Raw genomic sequence first — 25,262 nt, forward strand, 5'->3', positions numbered from 1 at the left:
TTGTCCTTTTTAATCCAACCATAAGAGGATACCGTCTCCAATCTATCAACTTAAACGTTAATTTTTGCGATTAGCGACAAACAGCCACCTTTCACATAAGGTGGCTGTTTCGGTATTCACATGAGTAAAATATAGTATCTTTTCGTAAAGTCATTGTAGCGCTATAAAAATGTGCAAACAGCTTAATATATTTTAATTAATCCCTTCTAAATGGACCTTTTGGAGCAATTAGCTCTAAATTAGTACCATCTGGATCACGGAAGTAGGCAACTCCTGTACCAAATCCAGATTTCAAGCCGTCTTCTTCTTGAAAGACAATTGGCTCTCCATCTGGTTCTATCCCAATTGCTTTTAGGCGTTCTACAGCGGCATCAATATCTTCTACTTCAAAACAAAGATGCATCGCACTAATTTGATCATTTGAGTAAGATGCTTTATCTGATTTAGGGACAACATATTCTAGAATGTCGATATTCAAATTATCTAAGTGAAGGTTGGCATACTTAATACGAGTATCTTCAAGTCCTTGGGTTTGCGCCATTCTCTTTCCGCCAATTTCATCGATGTTCGATACTTTTTTACCTGTTAATGCTTCATAAAAAACGATAGATTTTTCTAAATTACTCACAGTAATTCCAACGTGATTTACTTGTGAGAATCCTGCTGTTTTTTCACTCATCTTTGTTGCCTCCTATTTTTTAGGTGGTGTAATTTATTCTTTTCACCAATGTTTTACTGTAATTAAAATGAGCCTTTAGTAGAAGTTCTATTCTAAGTCTTTTGTAACAAGACAGGAAAGAGTTTGTACATGAAATCGTAACTTATGTAAATGTATCGTGAAAGAATGTCTTTATTATGAATAAAGACACGATAAATATAGGAGTGTTTTTTGACCAGAAAAGAATCTAGTATCGGCTAGGTTCTTTTTATTTTTCGTTTATCTTGATAAAAAAACTTTGATGAATTTGGATTACAGCCATTGAGCAAAAAAGTTTAATAATAAAAAGAGTATTGCTTAATACATATAGCACTTAAAAGTACATACATTTTTAATGTGTTAAATATATTTCATAATAGCCTACGTAAGAGGGGGATAAGTAGGATAGTACTTAAAAGTACCTATAGCACTGAAAAGTACGTACTATTTATTGTGTTGAATATCATTCATAATAGCACCAGTAAGAAGAAAACAAGCTTTACAGTACTAGTTACCAACGATGTTACAGCAGTTTATTTAGATTCAAAATGATTGAAAGGTTGTACTATAGAGCCTAATAATTTCAAAAAATGCCGGTGTAGCATAAAACAGTTATGGAGGTTAAAGATATGAGTACTTCAAATATGAGTGAAATAAGTAAACAAATTTTAATAGAGGAGGAAACACTTCAATTTTCCTCTTTTACAAATGAGGATGCCTTGCAATTAGGTTTATTTATCGTTGAAACAGCAAAGCGAGAGGGAAAATTGATTGCTGTTGATATAACAAAAAATGGTGTGCAATTATTTCATTTCAAGATGACAGGGACAACTGAGGAAAATACGAAATGGATTGAGCGTAAAAAACGAGTCGTTTCCCTGCATAATCATAGCTCGTATTATATGCAGATACAAAGTGAAATAACTGGAGTCCCATATCATGAAAAATACCGTTTAGATGCCTCGGAATATGCTGCGTTTGGTGGATCATTTCCGATCCAAATAAAAAACGTAGGGGTTGTTGGAATGGTAACAGTTTCAGGATTACCACCAGAAGAAGATCATGAATTGGTTATAAGAGCAGTTAAAAATCATTTAAACCAATAATGTAAGTAATTTTAATGGTTAAATAAAAAAGGCAAAAATGAACATATTTCTGTTCATTTTTGCCTTTTTTATTATTCGTCAGCTGTAATGAGCATGGACGTATTTCCATTCTTTTCGAGATGACATTCCCCAAAAAGTACAAGGAGAATCTAGTATGGACTCTAAAGACCAACCGTAGTTAGTTAAAGAATATTCTATTTTCGGTGGTACTTGGTTGTACACTATTCTTTGGATTACACCGTCTTCTTCCAGTTTGCGTAATTGCTATGTTAGTATTTTTTTGTGTAATATCAGGCATTAAACTTTTTAATTTACTTGTTCGTTTTGTCCCTTTTGTTAAGTGACAAAGGAGAACAACCTTCTATTTTCAATCGATTCCTTCTAAAGTTGCCTCTACAGGAAGATTGTATTTCTTCATATCAACCCCTCCTTTGGTGAATGTAGAGTTCAGTTTTTGAACAAAATAAGCTAGACTATGCAAATGTTACTTTTTAGTACCTATAGTACTTTAAAGTACGTACTTTTTATTATGTTAAATATCATTCATAATAGCACATGTAAGAACAAAACAAACATTACGGTACTAGTAACTAACTATGTTACTTTTTAGTATCTACAGCATTTTAAAGTATGTACTTTTTATTATGTTGAATATGTTTCATAATGGTTCATGTAAGAAAAACGTTAGTAGTACGGTACTAAAAAGTACCTATAGTACTTTAAAGTGCGTTCTTTAAAAAAAGAATAAAACTATTCATAATAGCGTTTGTAGATATTAAATATATTTTTTTAGAAGATAAAAGGGCCTTTTTATCACACTATTATGATGGGAATTATAGGGAAGAGGGGAACTCAATTGAATTCATATACAGCATCTTCTTCAGAAGTTCATACGAGTCGAAGAAGTATATTTGCTTTATTAGCACTAGCAATTAGTGCGTTCGGGATTGGAACAACTGAATTTGTTAGTGTCGGTTTATTACCATCTATTTCAGAAGATTTACATGTTTCGGTTACAACAGCTGGTTTAACTGTTTCTTTATATGCGTTAGGCGTAGCATTTGGTGCTCCAGTATTAACGTCGTTAACAGCTAATATGTCACGAAAAACGTTATTAATGTGGATTATGATTATTTTCATTATTGGTAACGGAATCGCAGCAGTCGCAACAAGCTTCGCTGTATTACTTATTGCGAGAATTGTGTCTGCACTTGCACATGGTGTGTTTATGTCAATTGGTTCAACAATTGCTGCAGCACTTGTACCAGAGAATAAACGTGCTAGCGCAATTGCAATTATGTTTACTGGAGTAACAGTCGCGACTATTACAGGTGCACCAATTGGAACATTTATTGGTCAACAATTTGGCTGGAGAACATCATTTTTGGCAATTGTGGTAATTGGAGTTATAGCCTTAATCGCAAATGGTATTCTAATTCCATCTAATATGAAAAAAGGTATGTCTGTATCATTTCGTGATCAATTTAAACTGATTACGAACGGAAGACTGTTACTTGTTTTCATCATTACCGCATTAGGATATGGGGGAACATTCGTAACATTTACGTATTTATCTCCGTTATTACAAGAGGTAACAGGATTTAAAACAAATACAGTTACTATCATTTTGTTAGTGTATGGAATCGCAATCGCGATAGGGAATGTGATTGGCGGGAAATTATCGAACCATAATCCAATTCGAGCGCTATTTTACATGTTCTTTATTCAAGCGATTATATTATTTGTTTTAACATTTACAGCGCCATTTAAAGTTGCTGGGTTAATCACAATTATTTTTATGGGACTATTCGCATTTATGAATGTTCCAGGGCTACAAGTATATGTCGTAATGTTAGCTGAACGATTTGTACCGAGTGCTGTCGATGTTGCATCGGCAATTAATATTGCGGCGTTTAATGCTGGGATTGCTCTTGGTGCTTATTTAGGCGGTATTGTAACGAACTCGTTAGGGTTAATTCATACCGCTTGGGTAGGCGGCATTATGGTAGTAGGAGCTGTTATTTTAACAGCGTGGAGTATGGCATTAGAAAAACGAGATCAAGTAAAATAAAAGGAGAGAAAATAAAATGAAACATTTACAAAGTAAAACAACATTGCATAACGGTGTAGAAATGCCTTGGTTCGGTTTAGGTGTATTTAAAGTAGAAGAAGGACCAGAACTTGTAGAAGCGATTAAAGCAGCGATTAAAGCAGGATACCGCAGTATCGATACCGCAGCAATTTATGGAAATGAAAAAGCTGTAGGTGAAGGAATCCGTGCAGGTATTGAAGCAACTGGGATTTCAAGAGAAGAATTATTTATTACTTCAAAAGTATGGAATGCAGATCAAGGATATGAAGAAACAATTGCTGCATACGAAGAGAGCTTAAAAAAATTAGAACTAGATTATTTAGATTTATATCTTGTTCACTGGCCTGTAGAAGGGAAATATAAAGATACGTGGAGAGCGTTAGAAACACTTTATAAAGAAGACCGCGTACGTGCAATTGGCGTAAGTAATTTCCAAATCCATCACCTGCAAGATGTAATAAAAGATGCAGAAATTAAACCGATGATTAACCAAGTAGAGTACCACCCTCGTTTAACACAAAAAGAATTACAAGCTTTCTGTAAAGAACAAGGTATTCAAATGGAAGCATGGTCACCACTTATGCAAGGTCAATTATTAGATAACGAAACACTACAAGAAATTGCTGATAAACACGGTAAAACAACAGCGCAAGTTATTTTACGCTGGGATCTACAAAATGGAGTGATCACAATTCCAAAATCAACGAAAGAACACCGCATTACCCAAAATGCTGATGTATTTAATTTTGAATTAACAAAAGAAGAGATGGAAAAAATCGATGCGTTAAACGAAAATCACCGCGTTGGTCCAGATCCTGATAACTTCGATTTCTAATAAAAATAAGTAAAAAGAGTGCAAAAGTTGCACTCTTTTTTTATATGTTCTATTCAAGAAAGTGTTTAAGCTTATTCTTTCTTGAATATCGTTTATATCATAACTATTGAATTGTGTTAGGCTATCTAGAGAAATAATTCTGAAACAGAATGAATTGAGACAGTATAAAGTTTGACATATAATAATGCATTCTATAATATATGTGCTGTAGCACATATATTATAAGTTATTTGGAGGTGGCATATGGACTTATATGATTTAACAGGATATCTTGTTCATCGTACTGATGTGAAGTTAACAAATTATTTCATGAAACAATTAAAGCCTTATGGTGTTACTCCGGAACAATGGAGTCTTATAAGTATTCTTGATAGCCAAAGGGGTATGACCCAAAAGGATCTAGCTCAAACGATTGATAAAGATCATAGTACGATTGTAAGAATGATACATTCTATGGAGAGAAAAGGGTTTGTCGTGAAGAATTTTAATGAACATGATAAACGTTCACATTACATTTTTTTGACTGAAAAGGGTGAAGAGATAAAAAAAGATATTCTACCTGTAGTTAAAAATGCTAACGATTTTGTAACAAGTGGTTTAACTAGCGAAGAAGTTCAACAGTTAAAGGTATTGTTAAATAAATTATATAATGTAAGTTATTAGTCAGACATTCCTTATGAAATATATTTTATAAGGAATAAAATTTACCATTTATGTGCTATAGCACATAAATGTCATCTCTTAACTTGTAACGTCCAAAATCTAAATAATACAGTAGATAGATCATGAAACGAGGAGATTTTAGTTATGGAAAAATTGATATTAGCGTTTGATAGAGAACTTGTAATTGCAGAAAAAAAAGACTCAACATGGAGCGTCCAATCGCAGTTTGTAGGTGCTAATCCAGTTGCGTTAGCTTCAGATCCATACGACCCAGAAAGAATGTATTGTGGTACTTTTGATAGGGGATTATGGAGAAGCATAGATGGAGGAAGTTCATGGGAAGCAATTGGGACGTTACCTTCTTTTGGTGAAGTGTTCCCAGCTAATGCTATTAATATGAGATCTATTACAGCAGTTTCTGTATCTCCATCGAAGGGTGATGACGGTAACGGGATCGTATATGTAGGAACTGAACCAAGTGCAATGTTTGTATCCAAGAATGGAGGAGACAGTTTTGAATTGTTAACTGATTATCGACAAATGCCATCTTATTCATCATGGTTCTTTCCTCAAAGAACATATACGCACCATGTAAAACATATTGAAATTGATGCTAATAATCCAGAAACCATTTATACGACCATTGAGGTAGGGGGATTAATCAAAAGTGTAGATGGTGGTATTACATGGACTGAAGAAAAAGAGGGGAATTACCCTCAAGATATCCATGTTCTCAAATCACATCACAATGCTCCAAATCGTTTATATGGTGTTTTAGGTGATTCATTCTTGAAGAAGCCAGGTCAAGAGTATGCGGAAAGTTATGATGGAGGTAAGACTTGGAACTATATTTCTAGTGGATTAAATCATCATTATGCATATCAAATGGCAGTTAATCCAACTGATCCAGAAAATATTATTATTGCGACATCTTCAAATCCACACGTAGCGCATGATTACAATAATGGAAATTGTGAATCGTTTATTTATAGGAAAGAAAAAAATCAGTCTTGGACGGAAATGAATTCAGGTTTACCAACTCCTAAAGGTACAATAATACCAGTTTTAAAGGCAACAAACGATGGGAAGTTCTATCTGTTTAGCAATAAAGGGGTTTATCAATCATTAGATGGCGGTTTAAATTGGACATCATTAGAGATTCCTTGGGAGAAAAGATTTATGGAACAACATCCTTATGAGATGCTAATCATTAAATAAGTGATGGGAATAGTTTTTACTACTATTCATTAGAAATGTTTAATTAAATATAAATTTTAAAGATAATAAGCCAGGTAATGCATTATTAATGCTTCCTGGCTTTCTTGTTGACTATAATGAATCAATTTAACATTACTATTTCTCATTTAAGACATGTCGATTCAAGATGAAATTTGATGATAATAGTAGCTACAGTTCATAATTGTGTAAATATGAAACACGCAGGATACATTAATAGAGAATGGATAAAATAGTACCAAACGATAATTAAATCTTATCAATGATTCTACAAGGCGTTCTTAGGTAACACTGAATTGGCTTGGGTCAGAAGTGGGTTATTTAGATTCAGGATGATTGGCAATTAGTGCTATGAGCCTAATCATTGAAAAAATTTAATAATTTAAATTCTTATTGTCTTCGAGATATATTATTTTGAAGGATATTAGGAATTAGGAGGAGATAAATTATGGCAAAAGATTTCTATACTGCACTGAAAGAAAGACGTACTTACTATGGGATTAATAAAGAGGTACAAGTATCAGATGAAAGAATTAAAGAAATCGTAGAGTTTGCTGTGAAATATACTCCGTCAGCTTTCAATTCTCAAACTGCGCGATTAGTTGTATTATCTGGTGAAGCTCATAATAAATTATGGGATATTACAACTGAAACATTAAAAAAAGCAGTTGGAGAGAGAGATTTTTCAGGAACTCAACAAAAAATGGATTCCTTTAAAGCTGGTTATGGAACAGTATTATTCTTTGAAGATGAAGCTGTAGTTAAATCACTTCAAGAAAAATTTGCTTTATATGCTGAAAACTTCCCAATTTGGTCAAACCAAGCATCAGGTATGCACCAATTAGTTGTGTGGACGGCATTAGAAGCAGAGGGGTTAGGGGCATCTTTACAACATTATAATCCATTAATTGACGATGAAGTGAAAAAAGAATGGAATATCCCTGCTAATTGGAAACTTATTGCGCAAATGCCATTTGGTAACCCGACAGCTGCACCAGGTGAAAAAGAATTCCAACCGCTTGAAGAGCGTGTGAAATTTCATAAGTAATATTCAAATTTAATAACCTCACTGTGGTTTGAAAATAAAGCTGTTTAGTTACAGAAAGTTTATTCGCTCTTTTTATTAATAGGGTATGTATTATAAAAGTTTTTAAAAACACTATTGTATTTTTAAAAAGAACAAGGTGATCGTTTTGATCGCATTGTTTCATTTCTTAAAGTTTATTTTATTAAGAATAATTTCATCCAAAAGTATAAATGATTAAGGGGATATCCGTAATTCTTTTAGTCATTAAAAAACGCTAGCTTTTCATAAATGCTTGAAAAGCTAGCGTTTTAATTATAGATATCCGTAATTTGATCACTTAAAACTATATACGAAAAAGCTTTTATACTATTCCTCAAGTTCTATCCATTCCTGGGACCATTTTTCTATTCCGTGAATAATGGATTCTAAAGCAAATCCTTTTTGAGTTAAAGAATATTCTATACGAACTGGTGTCTCAGGAAAGACCTTACGTTCGACAATTCCTTCTAGTTCTAATTCCTTTAATCTTTCAGAAAGTAATCTCCCGCTGACAGGAAGAGAAGATTCAAGCGTACAAAAACGCTGAGATCCAGAGAAAAGTTGGTAAATAATCAGTGCTGTCCATCGTTGACTAAAAAATTTCATTCCTTTTTCAAAGCGAGGGCATAATGTAGAATCATTCATTTTCCTTCACCTCCTAAAAGAAATTATACAACATCTTATAGTTAGTAACAAATATTTTTATGATTAATTACTTTACGTAAATCAATTACAAATATATAATAACTTACATAAAGTAACTAAGTTATTTTATATTACTAACGATTCTTTTCTTTAAATAGCCAAAGTTGTAATGATACATATTGCATATAAGCTGAGAGAAAAAAGAATATCATCTGTAAAAACACTTACGTTGTGTAAGTTAAACAATAAAAAATATAACAATGGAAGAGAATTTTTTTAGAGATTCTCTATACTAGGAGGTACTTAATGGTTACAACAGATACAATTCATATGTTAGAAGATAAAATTCAATTCATACATCAAGATGGAAAGGATATTTATTTAGTAGGTCCTATCAAATTGCCAATTAATTTATATGGGGAGACTAAAGTTTTCCAATGGTATTCTTGGTTGCAATGTAGTGAGATTACAAATGGTGTAGAAGGAATTAGTGAGAAACTTCCATCTATTAATTTAGCTGATATGCAACAATCTAGTGTACTTGTGTATGGTGATTTTGAGAATTCTGAAGATGCCCTGATTCGTATGCATAGTATTTGTCACACTGGTGACATCTTTGGTAGTAAACGTTGTGATTGTGGATTCCAATTAAAGCAGTCTTTAAAGATGATTACAGAACATGGTTCAGGTGCTTTATTTTACTTAGCAAATCATGAAGGAAGAGGAATTGGATTATTTAGTAAAGCGATGACTTATCTTTTGCAAGAAAATGGGTTAGATACAGTAGAAGCTAATCTGAACCTAGGTTTTAAAGATGACGTTCGAAATTATGATGATACAATTGAAGTATTAAAAGCACTACGCTCAAAACCTGTAAAACTTATTACAAATAATCCGAAAAAATTAGAAGCTTTACAAAAAGCTGGATTAAATGTTACGAGTCGTGAACCGTTATGGGGTGATGTCTCAGAATTTAATGAGAAATATTTGCAAACGAAGATTCAGCGTTCTGGACATTTTGAAGGGGGACACTTACATGGGTGAGCATGAACTGTATATGAATCTAGCACTAGAAAATGCCAAGGCTATGAAGGGACAAACCACTCCAAATCCACTGGTTGGATCTGTAATTATAAATGATAATCGAATTGTAGGAATCGGAGCACATATGAAGGCGGGAGAACCACATGCCGAAATACATGCGATACGTATGGCGGGAGAACAGGCCCGTGGTGGTACCATCTATGTTACTCTAGAACCTTGTTCTCATCATGGAAGAACAGGCCCTTGTGCAGAAGCAATTGTACAAGCAGGAATTAAGAGAGTAGTAGTTGCTACACTTGATCCAAATCCACTTGTTTCTGGACGTGGAATTAAAATTCTACAAGATGCTGGTATTGAAGTGCTTGTAGGAGTGTGCGAAGAAAAATCTAAAAAGATGAATGAAGTCTTTAATAAATATATTATGACAAAGCGTCCATTTGTAACGATTAAATCGGGTGTTACATTAGATGGGAAAATTGCTACTTCTTTATCGGATAGTAAGTGGATTACATCTACAGAAGCAAGACAGGAAGTACACCAAATATGAAACGAAAATGCGGCTATTTTAGTAGGAGCGAATACTGTCCAAAAGGATAATCCGTCATTGACAACGCGTATTCCAAATGGACGAAATCCAATTCGAGTGATATTGGACTCCACATTACGCACACCAATGGAAGCTAACGTTGTTACAGATGGGGAAGCTCCTACATGGATTTTTACAACAGGTAATCATGCAGAGGAAAAAAGAAAGGCATTAGAAAATGCAGGAGTCAAAGTGTTTGTTACTAGCGGAGAAAAGCATATAAACTTACATGAAATGCTTGGTGTTTTAGGGCAAAAAGGAGTTTCCTCCCTTCTTATTGAAGGTGGTGGAGAGGTAAATGCTTCGTTTATTGAAAATAAATTAATGGATAAACTTATTTTATATTTTGCACCTAAAATTATTGGGGGTAGAATGGCGCCTAGCTTTGTAGAGGGTACTGGTATTACTAAAATGCAAGATGCAATTGAATTTAAGGATATATCCTTTACCCAGGTTGGAAAAGATTATAGATTTATTGGCTATCCAGAATATCGGAAAGATGAGGAATAAGGAGAATAAAAAACTACTTATGTTTTTCAATAAATGAAGTGCAGAAAGGAGCGATGAAGAGTGAAGTTTGGATTTGATATCGATGATACGTTGATTGATTTAAGACAGCATGCTTTTCATTTATATAACCAAAAATTAAACAAAAAAGTAGGATTGGATGTATTTCATTCTTTAAAAACAATTGAAATTCATGAAGCATTTAGCATGACTTCGGAGGAAGGTACTCAGATGTGGAATAGTTTGCTTGATGAGATTTATTATACTTCTTGTTCACCGTTTCCATATGCAGTAGAGACATTGCAAGAATTAGAAAGACAGGGACATGAAATATACTATATAACGGCGCGACCTAAAGAGCATGGAGAACAAACAAAGAAATGGTTAATGGAAAAAGGATTTCCGGTACATGAAGATCGCTTTTTCTATGGAATGAAGGATGAAGAAAAAATACACTTCATACAAGAAATAAAATTGAACTATTTCTTTGATGATAAGCCGGCTGTCTTAGAAACGTTAGTAGGAAAACCAATTAAAGTGTATGCAAAAAGTACTTCTTACAATCAACATCTTAATATCCCGCGTATTACAAGTTGGATAGAGTTAGGAAATATTATAAAGAAAGATATGTAAGTATTTAATTAGAAAATCAAATGGAGCCAAGAGCATATTGAGTATTACAATTTTTAGAGGAAAGACATAGGATTAGTAAATCGTAGAAGTTTAGGTAGGGACATCATCCACAAGGAAATTGACTTTTTCATGAGTAAAAAGATCCTAGTTATTAATTCAATCACAAGTGTAACAATATGTATATTTCAAAAAACACGAAGACTTTAAGTCTTCGTGTTTTTTTGATTAATGTCTGAAAGAGAAGAAATAAAAGAGTATAGACAATTATACGATATTTAGGTACCTGATATAAAATATTTATATATAAAAAATTATATATATTTAATGATTGATAATCATGAATTAATGTAACTATAATAATTACACTGATAAATAACTTACTGACCACAGTTATAAGTGAAGAAGGAGGAAATTGTTTTATTGTATTTTGTATATAAAAAAATAGAAAAGGAGATATGCAAATGAAAAGGTCACTTGTTATAGGCATAATGTATACAATGCTTTTCCTCATAGGAAATATACACTTACATGCTGATGAACGAACAAATGTAAAAGAAATTACTAGTTTAGAAGAACCTACTTGGATATTTCAGACAGGAATAAGTAAGGGGAAATATCATGATCGACAAGATTTAGAGTTTATTTTGCAGAGAAATACGCCATTAAAGGTAAGACAAACGAATCCTAACTTTAAAGACAAATTAACATTACGCTTATTATCTAATGACTCAAAAAAAGAAAAATCCATACAAGTAGGGAGTGAATGGGTTACTATTCAAGGTGATAATCCTTTAGTTCCTTTCATAGATACTCCGTATGGTGAAGAGCGCGCTATACTTGAGTACCAAGTAGGAAGTGAAAGTGCTACTAAACCTCTTCCAATTTATAAACAACAAGGAAGTTCTTGAAAAATGAATTGTATGCTCCGTTTGAAGCAATCCCTCTGTTACTTTCCAGCGCCGAATAATTGTTATTTTTATTATCGAGTTATAGTTACCAAACGTTTTTCAACACTATTTTTCCTATTGCTTCTTTCGATTCCATATACTCATGTGCTTGTTCAACTTCATCAAATGTAAAAGTTTTAGAATCTAGCAATGGTCGAAGTTTTCCTTCTTCTACTATTTGAGTTATTTTATTTAAGATTTTCCCGCAATCTGTTACGACAGTTCCATTGACCGCGGCAGCTTCAAAAGAATTATCGAGATTCTTATTACCCACTGTATCAAATACAACTTCGAATCCTTTGCCATTCGTATATTTTTGAACATATTCCTGAACAGATTCTTCTTTATAATTAATAGCTATATCGGCTCCTAGACGATGAGCTATTTCAATTTTGTTCTGCAGAGAAGCTGTTGTAAAAGCTTTAGCACCTGCCCATTTAGCCAGTTGAATGGCTACGTGTCCTACGCCACCAGTAGCTCCATGAATGAGGACATTTTGACCAGATTTAATATTTGCGCGATCAAATAAAGATTCCCAAGCTGTAATTGCAACTAATGGTAGAGCAGCTGCTTCTTCCATTGTTTAATTTTTTGGTTTGTGAGCAATCAATCGAGCATCAGCAAGCATAAACTCTGCAAGTGCACCACCAGTAGTTCTTTTAAAACCTCCGGCACACCCATATACTTCATCACCAGTTTTGAATTTCGAAACGCCTTCTCCTACTTATATAACAATACCTGATACATCCCCGTGTAATATAGCTGGAAACTCAGGAGCAACTGATGAAACAGCGCCACTGCGTATTTTCGTATCAATTGGATTTACACTTGTCGCTTTTACATGGATTAGAACATGTCCTGGTAAAAGTTTCGGTTTTGAAAACTCCTCTAATTGAAATGCAGATGAATTACCAAAAGAACGGATAATTTGTGCTTTCATTATTTATTACCTCCTATTCGTGGTTATAGCATAGCAAAGTACAAAAAATAAGTATAATATTATGAATTTGGCTAGTGAGAATTTCATATATTCTTGTATTGTATTTAAGGGCATTTGTGTTCTCTTAAGATGATTAATGAAAAGTATTCGATCTATATCTAATTGAACATACTGCCTATTATTATTCTCATTTCTTTTAGCTGGGGGAAGAAGGTTAATTTTTTCGTAGTACCTGATTATGTCTGTACTTAATCCTGTTTTCTTTGCAACATCTGATATTGTGAATATATCGTTCATTTGTAATTACTCTCCTTTCACTACAAGTGTATTACTTGGAGTTAACTCCAAGTCAATCATTTTTTGATGAGTTTATATAAAGAAGAGGAGATTGCGTGAAATAATGTAACACACCTGCAGAAGCAACTTTAGAAGTTATTGAAGGAAGGTAAGTCGTCATTTTATACAGCATGACTTATTGATTAAAGTTATAATCAGGCATTTGGTATAGGTACTTTAAAGTACCTACATCACTTTAAAGTACGTACTGTTATTCATGTTATGAGCGATTTATAATAACATTCGTAGCACAAAGTTATTACGATTACAATCGTATTTTAGTTAGACAAAACTGCAACAATGTGGTGTTACAGGATTGGGTATGAATTTTGAGAAGAAAGACCAAAAGTAAAAAATTATAGATTTATATTAATGAAGGAAAGTGAGTGAAACACATGGAAAAGTTTGCGAATCATTTTGGATATAATCGTATGTTTGCGAAAGATCGACTTACATTAGGAGTTCACATTCCGATTGAAAATTATCAGTTTCATGCCCCAACGATGGAAAAACAAGTAGAATTGGTACAAAAAGCGGAACAATATGGTTTTACAGGCGTATGGCTTCGAGATGTTTTGCTGCAAGACCCTGACTTTGGCGATCCTGCAACAGGTCAAATTTACGATATGATGATTTATTTGACGTATTTAGCAAGTCATACAAAGAAAATCGCATTTGGGACGTCGGCAACAGTCTTGTCACTTCGTCATCCGCTTCGTGTGGCGAAAGAAATTGCTACACTGGATCAACTATTTTCAGAAAGAATTATGCTCGGTGTTTCATCGGGTGACCGACGTGCTGATTTTAAGGCGTTAGGTGTTAATCATGAAACACGAGGTGAAAAGTTTAGGGAAGCGTTCGCTTACTTGGAAGATATTTTGTATAAAAACTTTCCATCTATCCAATCAAAACTAGGGGAAGTGCATGGGGCAAATCTAGTTCCAAAACCGTCTAAACGTGTACCAACCTTCATCACAGGTTTTAGTCAGCAAACGATGAAATGGTTTGCTGAACATGGTGATGGATGGATGTATTATCCACGTAGTCCGGTACATCAGGCTACAGCAATTGGACAATGGCGAGAGCTAGTAGAGGACTATCATCCAGGTGTATTCAAACCATTTATACAGCCGATGCATCTAGATTTGTCTGAAGATCCAAATGAACGACCTACACCAATACGCTTAGGTTACCGTACAGGTCGGAATGCGCTGATTGAATTGCTGGATTTATACCGAAGTATTGGTGTTAATCACTTATTCCTTGCTCTATTTGATGGTCAACGCCCAGCTAATGAAGTATTGGATGAGCTAGGGGAAGAAGTACTTCCTCATTTCCCCGCATTGTAAAGGAGTGGAAAGAATGAAAGCAATAGGACTTATGCAATATGGAGATAAAAATATACTACAAGAGATCGAAATGAAAACACCTCTATTGGGAGACAATGATGTACTTATTGAAGTATATGCAGCTGGTGTAAATCCCGTGGATTGGAAAATACGTGAAGGTTTACTTCAAGATGTAATTCCCTATAACTTCCCGCTCGTTTTAGGGTGGGATGTTGCCGGTATAGTTGTTGGCATAGGACCAAACGTAACAGCATTTAAAGTGGGTGATGAAGTATATAGTCGTCCGGATATTGAACGAAACGGCACTTATGCAGAGTACGTGGCAGTAGATGAGAAGTATGTAGCGAAAAAACCAAGAAATCTATCCTTTGAAGAGGCAGCATCAATCCCTCTTGTAGGATTGACAAGTTGGCAAAGTTTAGTGAAATTTGCTAATGTTCAAAAAGGTAATAGAGTCTTAATTCATGCTGGATCCGGAGGAATTGGAACGTTCGCTATTCAGTTAGCAAAAAGCTTCGGTGCACATGTTGCAACTACGACTAGTACTAAAAATATACAGTTTGTAAAGGATCTAGGCGCTGATACTGTCATCGATTACAGAACGGAAGACTTTTCTTTGCTTCTGCATAATTACAATATTGTATTTGATGTGATAGGTGGAGATGTACTAAAGGACAGTTATAAAGTACTTACATCAAATGGAAAGTTAGTGTCCATTTATGGTCCAAAAGGTATAGAAATTCCACAAACTGAAATATCTATAGAGAAAAATATTCAGACTGATCATATATTTACTGAACCTAACGGATATGAACTTTCTCTTATAACAGAATTAATTGAGATCGGGAAGATTAAGCCTGTTGTAACTCATGTGTTACCTTTAAATGTAGAAGGTGTAAAAGAAGCACATCGTTTAAGTGAGTCAGAACGTGTTCTTGGCAAAATTGTATTAAAAAACATTGGTAAAGTATGAGGTTTTGGAGGCAGTATTATGCCAAGTAGCGAATGAGTTTATATTTTCTTTTCTAGAAATTGTTTTAAAAGGGGAGGGTAGCAAATGGATTCAATGCCATTTCTTTTATTCGGAGCGACAGGGGATTTAGCGAAACGCAAAATTTATCCTGCTTTATACAACCTATTTATTAATCAAAATATACCGCAATCGTTTTCTATTATTGGTATTGGCAGAAGAGCGGTATCAGATGTGGAATTTCAAACAAGAGTAGAACAATCCCTTGATACATTTTCTAGAACATCTACTGATGACCAGTCAGGAGTAAAAGAATCTATTGGCTCATTTCATTATTGTCAATTAGATACAGCGAATACAGTGGACTATCGAGATTTATTGTGCCTTGTAAAGAGGCGCGAAACAGAATTAAACATTCCTGAAAACCGCATGTTTTACCTATCTGTTGCACCAGAATTATTTGATGTGATTGCTTTAAATATTAAGGAGAGTGGATTGTGGACTACAAAAGGATTGAAACGTTTTATTATCGAGAAGCCGTTTGGTCATAATTTAAAATCCGCTCGCGAATTAAATGCGAAGTTAAGTAAACCTTTTGACGAAGGTGATATTTGTTGTATTGATCATTATCTCTGAAAATTAATGGATGTATTATTAACTAGAAATACGTAAAAAAGCATGCTTTTTATAGATTTACATTCAAGATTTTACGAGTGATGAAGTTAATATGGGTAACATCATTTAATAAATAGGCAAAAGCTGAAAAATATTACGAAATAAAAATTCTTGAATTCGAGATATTTTTCTTGACGATAATAATTTATGTAGTTAATATACTAGACGTAAGGTTATCTAATTACTAAAAGTAATTAGATATAAATTGTTTTGTTGAGTTCGATAAATAAGTAATTTGTGAAAGAAATGCTTTGAATTGCCACTATTAATATTGGGGACAATGAGAAAGCGAAAGGTATAAAAAGAATTGGAGTTTAATAACTCTTTGTTTTTTTGTAAAAACATGAAGTTAGAAGATGAGAAGAAGCAAGAACGAATCAACAAAGAGTATGAGCTTCTGTACAATTTATTTTTAATATATTGACAATGATTATACAACAAGAGGGGGACTGAAATTGGAATCAATGACCTTTGTTTTATTTGGAGCAACAGGGGATTTAGCTAAAAGAAAAATTTACCCGGCACTATATAACTTATATAGAGATCAAAAGCTTCCTGAACAGATATCCGTTATTGGGCTTGGAAGACGGCAACTATCCCATTTAGATTTTCAAAAAAAAATAAAAGAATCAATAGAAACTTTTTCTCGTCGTAGAGAAGAAGGTACTCCAGAAATGGAAGGTTTTTTAGAGAATTTCCGTTATTGCTCATTAGATGTGAGTAAGCCGGAAGATTATGAGCGGTTATTACGAGTAGTTCGTGAAAGGGAAAAAGAACGAAATATAAAAGGTAATAGAATGTTCTATCTTTCAGTTTCTCCTGAATTTTTCGAGACAATCGCTTTAAATATTAAGGAAAGCGGACTTGATAAAACGGATGGATGGAAACGCCTGATGATTGAGAAACCGTTTGGGCACGACCTCAAATCTGCTCGTGAGCTTAATGATAAGCTTAGTCGAACGTTTGAAGAAGACGAGATATACCGTATTGATCATTATTTAGGTAAACCGATGATTCAAAACATTGAAGCGCTTGAATTTGCCAATCCTGTTCTCCAATCGATTTGGAACAAAGAACATATAGCGAATGTACAAATCACAGCTAGTGAAACAGTTGGGGTTGAAGAAAGGGCAGGATATTATGATCAGGCAGGAGCCATTCGAGATATGGTTCAAAATCATATGTTACAAATATTAATGATGACTGCTATGAATCTGCCAGAAAAGATTAACGCATCTAAAATTCGAGAGGAAAAACGAAAGGTCATGGAGACTCTTCGTAAAGTGAAAAAAGAAGACATTCAGAACCATATCGTACGTGGACAATACGTTTCAGGAGAGATAAATGGTCAACAAGTTGTAGCATACAAAGAGGAGCCCGGAGTAAATCCTTCTTCTAACACAGACACATTTGTTGCCGCTCGCTTATGGATCGATAATCCATTTTGGACTGGCGTTCCTTTTTATATACGAACAGGAAAAAGAATGAAAGAAAAGTCTACTCGTATTGTAATCGAATTTAAAAATACGTTAAAACAGCAATATCAAGATAATAATCCAAATGCAGAACCTAACTTATTAATAATTGAAATTAGCCCAGGTGAGAATGTTTCACTGCAGTTAAATAGTAAAAACCCATTGAAAAATGGAGAGATTGAACCAATCCGTATTAACTTTACTTGCGAGCAAGCAGAAGTGGGAATACCTGAAGCTTATGAAAGACTCATTCATGATGCTGTGTGTGGAGATCCTACATTCTTTGCTCATTGGAAAGAAGTTGAATTGTCATGGGAATGGGTACAGCCAATTCTTGAAGCATTTGAGGAAAATTTATTACCTCTTCATGAATATCAGTCGGGTTCATATGGTCCAGATGCGGCTAATGAGCTGTTACAAGAAAGTGAATTTAAATGGTGGTTAGATCAAAAAATGGAAAAATAAGTACATTCTTAAATGAAAGGTATTTAGGGGGAAAATTACTATGGCACAAAACATAAATCAATTAGCAGTGAATACACTTCGTACGTTATCTATTGATGCTATTAATGAGGCAAATTCAGGTCATCCAGGTCTTCCAATGGGAGCAGCACCGATGGCTTATGCATTATGGGCAAATCATTTAAATTACAATCCTAAAAATCCAGAATGGTTTAACCGTGATCGTTTTGTTTTATCAGCGGGACATGGATCCAGTCTATTATATAGTCTACTTCATTTAGCTGGATATGACGTTTCAATTGATGACTTGAAAAGTTTCAGAAAGTTAAATAGTACAACACCTGGACATCCCGAATTTGGTCATACTCCTGGAGTTGAAGCAACTACAGGACCACTTGGACAAGGGGGATTGCAAATGCTGTAGGAATGGCAATGGCGGAAGCTCATTTAGCAGCGAAGTTTAATAAGGATGGTCACTCTATTATAAATCACAATACTTATGCTTTAGTTGGAGATGGTGACTTAATGGAGGGTATCTCTTATGAAGCGATGTCAATGGCAGGGCATATGAAACTTGGTAAGTTAATTGTACTATATGATTCAAATGAAATTTCACTTGATGGTGAATTAAACATTGCTTTCTCTGAAAACATTCAGAAAAGGGCAGAATCTGTACAGTGGCAGTATATAAGGGTTGAGGATGGAAACGATGTTGAGGCTATCACAAGAGCCATTAAATTAGCAAAAGAAAATAAGGACCAACCTACTCTTATAGAAGTCAGAACAATTATAGGTTATGGAAGTCCAAAAGTTGCTGGAACAAACAAAGCACATGGTAATCCGCTTGGAGTAGAAGAGGCGACAGCGACAAAACAAGTGTATGGTTGGAATTATGAGGACGATTTCTTTGTGCCTGAAGAAGTAAAAGCCCATTTTAATGAACTTAAACAAAAAGGTATTGAAAAAGAGAACCATTGGAATCAGCAGTTCAATTTATATAGAGAAACGAATCCTACACTAGCAGATGAACTAGAAAAAGCGATTACAGGTGAGGTTTTAATTGAAGCGAATGACATTCTATCCTTTGATACTGAAAAAACTATTTCAACTCGTGTTGCAAGTGGAGAAGCTATTAATCATTATGTGAAATCGATTCCTTCTATTTTTGGTGGAAGTGCGGATCTTTCGCATTCCACTATGACAGATATGAAAGGTGAAGCAGTGTATGCAGTAGAATCGTTTGCTGGTCGAAATGTATACTTCGGTGTACGTGAGCATGCAATGGGAGCGGCAGCTAATGGGATGGCACTTCATGGAGGAGTAAAACCTTTCGTAAGTACATTCTTTGTATTTAACGATTATCTCCGTCCATCTATTCGATTGGCAGCATTGCAAAAATTACCCGTTACTTATGTATTTACACATGATTCGATTGCTGTAGGAGAAGATGGTTCAACGCATGAACCGATTGAACACTTGGCAGCTCTTCGGGCAATTCCTGATCTAACAGTAATCCGCCCGTCCGATGCAAATGAAACAGCGAGTGCTTGGGCTTATGCTTTACAGCAATTGGATGGTCCAGTGGTTTTAGTGCTTAGCCGTCAAAATTTACCGGTGTTTGATGAAACGAAAGCGAACATAGAAAATCTTTCTAAAGGAGCTTATATATTAACTCAAACAAATGAAAATCCGGATGTTATTTTAATTGCGACAGGTTCTGAAGTATCCTTGGCTGTTAGTGCGAAAGCAAAATTAGAAAAAGAACATATTTCTGTTCGTATCGTTGCAATGCCGAGCTGGGAGTTATTCGATCGTCAATCGAAAGAATATAAAGAATTAGTTCTTCCGTCTTATGTAACAAAACGAGTATCTCTTGAGATGGGTGTATCTCTTGGGTGGGAGCGTTATGTAGGACAGGAAGGGAAAGTACTATCAATTGAAACATTTGGTGCTTCAGGAACTGGAGCTGAAGTCATGAATTTATTTGGATTTACGACAGAAAATGTTGTTCAAATTACACAAAATGTATTGAAGTCTTAAGCTATGACTATGAATACCTTTGCGGAAATATCAACTTATAAGTATTGAACATGATATGACAAAAAGGTATTCATGATTGTAGTCATTTATATATTTGATAAAAGAAAATTTAAGGAGGAATTATATTATGCAAGTAGGATTAATTGGTTTAGGTAAAATGGGATTAAATTTAGGAAAAAATTTAATTGATCATAAACATCAAGTAGCAGCATTCGATTTAAATACGAGTGCAGTGGAAGAAATGAAAGAGTATGGGGCGACAGGTACATCTAGTTTAAATGAACTTGTTCAGTCGTTACAATCACCAAGAATTCTTTGGGTTATGGTTCCGCACGCTGTTGTTGATTCTGTTATTAGTGAAGTTACACCGCTGTTATCAAAAGGAGATATTTTAATTGAAGCTGGTAATTCACATTATAAAGAGTCTATTCGCCGATATGAGCAACTAAAGAAAGATGGCATTCACTTTATGGATGCAGGAACTTCTGGCGGAATGGAAGGCGCTCGTAATGGTGCTTGTTACATGATTGGAGGAGATCAAGAAGCTTGGGAAATAGTTGAACCTATCTTCCGAGATACAGCTGTAGAAAATGGATACTTATATGCAGGAAAAGCTGGTAGTGGTCACTTTTTAAAAATGGTTCACAACGGAATTGAATACGGTATGATGGCTGCCATTGGTGAAGGATTTGAGATTTTAGAGAAAAGTGAATTTGACTACGATTATGAAAAAGTATCAAGGGTATGGAACAACGGTTCAGTAATTCGCTCATGGTTAATGGAATTGACTGAAAATGCATTTTCTAAAGATGCAAAACTGGATGAAATTAAGGGAGTTATGCATTCTTCTGGTGAAGGAAAATGGACAGTAGAAACAGCATTAGACCTTCAAACAGCAACTCCTGTTATCGCGATGTCTTTATTAATGCGCTACCGCTCATTAGAAAATGATACGTTTACAGGAAAAGTTGTAGCAGCTCTGCGCAATGAATTTGGCGGACATGCAGTAGAAAAGAAATAAAAATCTTAAAATTGCAACTCGTTAACGTATAAAAAATGGAGGGAATTAATTATGAAGTTTTTTATTGATACTGCAAATCTTGAGGACATAAAAAAAGCATATAAACTGGGAGTTTTAGCTGGTGTTACAACAAATCCTTCTTTAGTAGCAAAAGAGGGCATCAAATTTGAAGATCGTATTGCAGAAATTTGTCAGGCAGTACCTGGTGTTGAGTCTGTTTCAGCAGAAGTAACTCCAGATGCTGTTACAGCTGAAGAAATGATCGTCCAAGCAGAAGAACTGATTAAAATTAACGGTGGCGATAAAAACATCACCATAAAACTTCCGATGACGCTAGCAGGATTAGAAGCTTGTCGACACCTTACTGAAAAAGGTGTTAAAACAAACGTTACACTTATTTTCACTGTGAACCAAGCTCTTTTAGCTGCTCGAGCAGGTGCAACGTATGTTTCTCCATTTTTAGGTCGTTTAGATGATATTTCTGAAGATGGCGTACAATTAGTTGCTAAAATTGCTGAATTATTCCGTGTTCATCAATTAGATACACAAATCATTGCGGCTTCTGTTCGACACCCAGATCATGTAACTCGTGTAGCGATGGCAGGTGCTCACATTGCAACAATTCCTTATAAAGTGATTGAACAACTTGCTATGCATCCACTAACAGACCAAGGTATTGAAAAGTTTGCTGCGGATTGGGAAAAAGCACCTAAAAACTAAAATCATCTACTATAAGAAGAGGCGATTATTCCTTTTGGAGCGTTGGTTTCTTTAAGAACAACCTCCAAAAGGAGGAGGGGGGCTATTCCCATATAAATACGGTGTTTTTTATAAAGTCTCCCTAATGCCTTTTATGTTAAAAAGTTTATTAAATAAGTTAAAGAAAAAGTGCAAGTCTTACTATAACAAATATAAATCGATACAAAGGAGAAAGGCTGTATGACTATTTCTTTTGATTACTCAAACGTATTATCATTTATGAAACAAAACGAAGTAGATTATTTAAGTAGATTCGTGAAAGTAGCTCATAATATGCTTCATGAAAAAAAAGGACCAGGAGCTGATTTTCTTGGGTGGGTAGATTTACCACATCAATATGATAAAGAAGAGTTCTCGAGAATTAAAAAAGCCGCTGAAAGAATTCGTAGCAATTCTGATGTTCTAGTTGTAATTGGTATTGGGGGATCTTATCTAGGTGCACGAGCTGCAATCGAAGCATTGTCTCATACTTTTCATAATCAAATGAATGGTACAACTCAAGTATATTTTGCGGGACAGAATATTAGTTCTACCTATGTTTCACATTTATTAGATTTATTAGAAGGTAAAGATATCTCTATTAACGTTATTTCTAAATCAGGTACAACAACAGAACCTGCTATTGCTTTCCGCATTTTCCGGGACTATATGGAGAAAAAATATGGGAAAGAAGAAGCAAGAAAACGCATCTATGCTACTACTGATCGAGCGCAAGGAGCACTAAAAAAATTGGCAGATGAGGAAGGCTATGAAACATTTGTTATTCCTGATGATGTCGGTGGGCGATATTCTGTGCTGACTGCAGTAGGTCTCTTACCAATCGCTGTAGCAGGACTTAATATTGATCAAATGATGGAAGGGGCAGCTGCTGCCGCTCGTAAATATAATAATTCTGATCTCTCCACAAATGAAAGTTACCAATATGCTGCCGTGCGAAATGCTCTTTACCGTAAAGGGAAATCTATTGAGCTTTTGGTGAACTATGAACCCTCTCTTCATTATGTATCAGAGTGGTGGAAGCAACTTTTTGGAGAAAGTGAAGGGAAAGATCAAAAAGGGCTTTTCCCTGCTTCAGTTGATTTTACAACCGATTTGCATTCCATGGGACAATATGTTCAGGAAGGAAGACGGGATCTGATTGAAACGGTATTGCAGGTTAAGAAACCACGTATTGAGTTAACTGTTCAAAAAGATTCAGCAAACCTTGATGGTTTAAATTTTTTATCTGGAAAAACAATGGATGAAATTAATAAAAAAGCATTCCAAGGGACAGTATTAGCTCATGTAGATGGTGGAGTGCCGAATATGGTTGTTGAATTGGATGAAATAAACGCATTTACGTTTGGTGAAATGGTTTATTTCTTTGAGAAAGCTTGTGGAATTAGTGGATTGTTACTGGGGGTAAATCCGTTTAACCAGCCAGGAGTTGAAGCATATAAAAAGAATATGTTTGCCTTACTGGGTAAGCCGGGTTTTGAAGCAGAAAAATCTGAACTCATGAAACGTTTATCAAAATAACATTATAGTTATCAAAGGGAAAATCCCCTTGTCAGTGAAGCCCGCCAAAATGTAAATCTGATAAGGGAGATTCCTTTTTCCTATAAATCATTATTTTGTGAAGATGCCTTCAATTATGTATAGGTGTATGTGTAAATAATATTAATAATTCAAATATAGCCCTTACTCAAGAAAGAATTTTGTGGGTTCTCTTTAGCTATGGGAAGATTTATCCTCACAGGTATTTTTGAAAGGGTTTACAGAGGGCACATAAGGTGGAATTGAGTATGGATATGTATCTTTTAATTATTACATTATTATCAATTGTAATTGTTATTTTAGGGGTGTCGTTGTGGAAATGGCATGCGTTTATTAGTTTAACAATTGCAAGTTTGTTTTTAGCAGTTATGTCTGGGATGTCAATGGATAAGATAGTTAGTGCTTATGAAACGGGAGTTGGGAGTGTTCTAGGACATTTAGTGGGAATTCTAGTATTAGGTACAATTTTAGGGAAAATGATGGCAGAGTCAGGTGCTGGAATGCAAGTGGCAGATTTCTTTGTTAAATCCTTTGGCATAAAAAATTTACCATGGGCAATGTTAATCGCAGGTTTTATTATTGGGATTCCAGTATTTTTTGAAGTGGGTATTTTAATATTATTGCCTTTGGTGATTTCAATTCACAAAACAACGAAACAAAATATTCTATTGATAGCGTTACCAGCGATTGCTGGGTTATCCGTAGTACATGGCCTTGTCCCTCCGCATCCAGGGGCAATAGTTGCAATAGGTATTTATAAAGCGAATCTTGGGAAGGTCCTTCTTTATTCACTCATTATTACGTTTGTTGCAGCTATTATTGCAGGTCCTATATTTGCAAAGTGGATTCATAAACGTGTAATTCCCGAAAATGAGCCGGAATTAATCCGTGTAAATACAAAATCAACAAAATTACCAGGAACGGGAGTTTCGTTTTTTATTATTTTGTTACCTGTTATATTAATGGTTTTAGCAGCAGGTGCTCCCTATGTTCCCATTTCTAATACTTTGATGAAGATTGTCACATTAATTGGTAGTCCTGTAATTGCACTTTTGATTGCATGTTTTGCAGCATTCTATTTTCTTGGATTTCGTCAAGGTATCGATAAAAAGGCTATTAAGAAGATAACAGAAGACAGCTTGTTACCAATTGGTTCTATTGTTGCGATTATTGGTGCTGGTGGCGGATTTAAGCAAATTCTTATCGATAGTGGCGTGGGTAATTCTATTGCTCAAATGTCCGAGCATTTAGCACTATCTCCAATTGTATTAGCGTTTATGGTAGCTGGATTAATTCGAATTGCGACAGGGTCAGCGACAGTCGCCTTAACAACAGCAGCAGGTATCGTTTCGCCAGTTGTTGAACATTTGTCAGGTGTGAACTTAGAGCTACTTGTCATTGCAACGGGTGCAGGAGCACTAATGTTTTCACACGTAAATGATGCTGGGTTTTGGATGGTAAAAGAATACCTAGGATTAACAGTGAAAGAAACATTTAAAACATGGACGGTATTAGAAACATTACTTTCATTTATTGCTTTTGTAGGAGTTTTACTACTTGATATGTTTGTTTAAAATAGGCATATTTTTATACGAATTTTCAAAGGGAATTTTAGCACAAACTATTTTATTAATAGAGAAAA

At 34.7% G+C, this 25,262-nt stretch carries 19 protein-coding genes and 5 pseudogenes; 19 read left to right on the plus strand and 5 right to left on the minus strand.

Going from position 1 to position 25,262, the window contains the following annotated elements; translation table 11 throughout:
• Positions 1–196 precede the first annotated feature (196 nt).
• Complete coding sequence (locus KFD70_RS04770; RefSeq protein ID WP_336451050.1) at positions 197–679, minus strand: VOC family protein; 483 nt, start codon at positions 677–679, stop codon at positions 197–199.
• A gap of 647 nt (positions 680–1,326) precedes the next feature.
• Between KFD70_RS04770 and KFD70_RS04775 the strand changes: the two genes are divergently transcribed.
• Entirely contained in the window at positions 1,327–1,803 is a 477-nt protein-coding gene (locus KFD70_RS04775) for a heme-degrading domain-containing protein (RefSeq protein ID WP_420792329.1), read from the plus strand.
• A gap of 71 nt (positions 1,804–1,874) precedes the next feature.
• On the opposite strand, the pseudogene KFD70_RS04780 reads toward KFD70_RS04775, so the two are convergent.
• Positions 1,875–2,221: pseudogene (locus KFD70_RS04780) on the minus strand (winged helix-turn-helix transcriptional regulator).
• Positions 2,222–2,659: 438 nt separating this feature from the next.
• Between KFD70_RS04780 and KFD70_RS04785 the strand changes: the two are divergent.
• The 5 genes from KFD70_RS04785 to KFD70_RS04805 all read left to right on the plus strand — a co-directional run bounded on the left by KFD70_RS04785 (position 2,660) and on the right by KFD70_RS04805 (position 7,677).
• Positions 2,660–3,874 carry an MFS transporter gene (locus KFD70_RS04785; RefSeq protein ID WP_336451052.1) on the plus strand — a complete coding sequence of 405 codons (1,215 nt, stop codon included), beginning with the start codon at positions 2,660–2,662 and terminating at the stop codon, positions 3,872–3,874.
• Positions 3,875–3,890: 16 nt separating this feature from the next.
• Positions 3,891–4,730 carry an aldo/keto reductase gene (locus KFD70_RS04790; protein ID WP_336451053.1) on the plus strand — a complete coding sequence of 280 codons (840 nt, stop codon included), beginning with the start codon at positions 3,891–3,893 and terminating at the stop codon, positions 4,728–4,730.
• A gap of 243 nt (positions 4,731–4,973) precedes the next feature.
• Complete coding sequence (locus tag KFD70_RS04795; protein ID WP_336451054.1) at positions 4,974–5,393, plus strand: MarR family winged helix-turn-helix transcriptional regulator; 420 nt, start codon at positions 4,974–4,976, stop codon at positions 5,391–5,393.
• 144 nt (positions 5,394–5,537) lie between these two features.
• The gene (locus tag KFD70_RS04800; protein ID WP_336451055.1) at positions 5,538–6,611 is read left to right on the plus strand and encodes a WD40/YVTN/BNR-like repeat-containing protein; all 1,074 of its coding nucleotides are present in this window, start codon (positions 5,538–5,540) and stop codon (positions 6,609–6,611) included.
• A 466-nt stretch (positions 6,612–7,077) separates the two neighbouring features.
• Complete coding sequence (locus KFD70_RS04805) at positions 7,078–7,677, plus strand: nitroreductase family protein (protein ID WP_336451056.1); 600 nt, start codon at positions 7,078–7,080, stop codon at positions 7,675–7,677.
• Positions 7,678–8,022: 345 nt separating this feature from the next.
• Here the strand turns inward: KFD70_RS04805 and KFD70_RS04810 are convergent, their stop codons facing one another.
• On the minus strand, positions 8,023–8,340 hold the full coding sequence (locus KFD70_RS04810; protein ID WP_336451057.1) for a winged helix-turn-helix transcriptional regulator: 318 nt from the start codon (positions 8,338–8,340) through the stop codon (positions 8,023–8,025).
• A gap of 306 nt (positions 8,341–8,646) precedes the next feature.
• Here KFD70_RS04810 and KFD70_RS04815 point away from each other — a divergent pair, with 306 nt between their 5' ends.
• The 4 genes and pseudogenes from KFD70_RS04815 to KFD70_RS04830 all read left to right on the plus strand — a co-directional run.
• Positions 8,647–9,384 (plus strand): GTP cyclohydrolase II, encoded by a 738-nt coding sequence (locus KFD70_RS04815; RefSeq protein WP_336451058.1) that lies wholly within the window; start codon positions 8,647–8,649, stop codon positions 9,382–9,384.
• A pseudogene (ribD, locus tag KFD70_RS04820) lies at positions 9,377–10,480 on the plus strand (bifunctional diaminohydroxyphosphoribosylaminopyrimidine deaminase/5-amino-6-(5-phosphoribosylamino)uracil reductase RibD). Before KFD70_RS04815 ends, ribD begins: the two are co-directional and overlap by 8 nt.
• A 60-nt stretch (positions 10,481–10,540) precedes the next feature.
• On the plus strand, positions 10,541–11,110 hold the full coding sequence (locus KFD70_RS04825) for a 5' nucleotidase, NT5C type (protein ID WP_336451059.1): 570 nt from the start codon (positions 10,541–10,543) through the stop codon (positions 11,108–11,110).
• A gap of 461 nt (positions 11,111–11,571) precedes the next feature.
• Positions 11,572–12,012: pseudogene (locus tag KFD70_RS04830) on the plus strand (putative mucin/carbohydrate-binding domain-containing protein); the annotation flags it as partial.
• Between the two features lie 91 nt (positions 12,013–12,103).
• Here KFD70_RS04830 and KFD70_RS04835 read toward each other — a convergent pair.
• Both KFD70_RS04835 and KFD70_RS04840 read right to left on the minus strand, forming a co-directional pair.
• Positions 12,104–12,997: pseudogene (locus KFD70_RS04835) on the minus strand (zinc-dependent alcohol dehydrogenase family protein).
• Between the two features lie 6 nt (positions 12,998–13,003).
• The gene (locus KFD70_RS04840) at positions 13,004–13,294 is read right to left on the minus strand and encodes a MerR family transcriptional regulator (protein WP_336451060.1); all 291 of its coding nucleotides are present in this window, start codon (positions 13,292–13,294) and stop codon (positions 13,004–13,006) included.
• A gap of 434 nt (positions 13,295–13,728) precedes the next feature.
• Here KFD70_RS04840 and KFD70_RS04845 point away from each other — a divergent pair, with 434 nt between their 5' ends.
• The 9 genes and pseudogenes from KFD70_RS04845 (at position 13,729) to gntP (ending at position 25,194) form a co-directional block, all read left to right on the plus strand.
• Positions 13,729–14,682, plus strand: a complete 954-nt coding sequence (locus tag KFD70_RS04845; RefSeq protein WP_336451399.1) for an LLM class oxidoreductase — start codon at positions 13,729–13,731, stop codon at positions 14,680–14,682.
• Positions 14,683–14,695: 13 nt separating this feature from the next.
• Positions 14,696–15,655, plus strand: a complete 960-nt coding sequence (locus KFD70_RS04850; protein ID WP_336451061.1) for an NADP-dependent oxidoreductase — start codon at positions 14,696–14,698, stop codon at positions 15,653–15,655.
• A gap of 84 nt (positions 15,656–15,739) precedes the next feature.
• Positions 15,740–16,288 (plus strand): glucose-6-phosphate dehydrogenase, encoded by a 549-nt coding sequence (locus tag KFD70_RS04855; RefSeq protein WP_336451062.1) that lies wholly within the window; start codon positions 15,740–15,742, stop codon positions 16,286–16,288.
• Between the two features lie 494 nt (positions 16,289–16,782).
• Complete coding sequence (gene zwf / locus KFD70_RS04860; RefSeq protein ID WP_336451063.1) at positions 16,783–18,267, plus strand: glucose-6-phosphate dehydrogenase; 1,485 nt, start codon at positions 16,783–16,785, stop codon at positions 18,265–18,267.
• 40 nt (positions 18,268–18,307) lie between these two features.
• Positions 18,308–20,304: pseudogene (gene tkt / locus KFD70_RS04865) on the plus strand (transketolase).
• Positions 20,305–20,431: 127 nt separating this feature from the next.
• The gene (gene gnd / locus KFD70_RS04870) at positions 20,432–21,325 is read left to right on the plus strand and encodes a phosphogluconate dehydrogenase (NAD(+)-dependent, decarboxylating) (protein ID WP_336451064.1); all 894 of its coding nucleotides are present in this window, start codon (positions 20,432–20,434) and stop codon (positions 21,323–21,325) included.
• A gap of 51 nt (positions 21,326–21,376) precedes the next feature.
• Positions 21,377–22,045, plus strand: a complete 669-nt coding sequence (gene fsa / locus KFD70_RS04875) for a fructose-6-phosphate aldolase (protein ID WP_336451065.1) — start codon at positions 21,377–21,379, stop codon at positions 22,043–22,045.
• 219 nt (positions 22,046–22,264) lie between these two features.
• Positions 22,265–23,602: a glucose-6-phosphate isomerase gene (locus KFD70_RS04880; RefSeq protein WP_336451066.1), complete on the plus strand. Its 1,338-nt coding sequence runs from the start codon at positions 22,265–22,267 to the stop codon at positions 23,600–23,602.
• Positions 23,603–23,868: 266 nt separating this feature from the next.
• Positions 23,869–25,194 carry a gluconate permease GntP gene (gntP, locus tag KFD70_RS04885; RefSeq protein WP_336451067.1) on the plus strand — a complete coding sequence of 442 codons (1,326 nt, stop codon included), beginning with the start codon at positions 23,869–23,871 and terminating at the stop codon, positions 25,192–25,194.
• Positions 25,195–25,262 lie beyond the last annotated feature (68 nt).

The organism is Bacillus pfraonensis (genome assembly GCF_050768835.1).
Lineage (GTDB): Bacteria > Bacillota > Bacilli > Bacillales > Bacillaceae_G > Bacillus_A > Bacillus_A pfraonensis.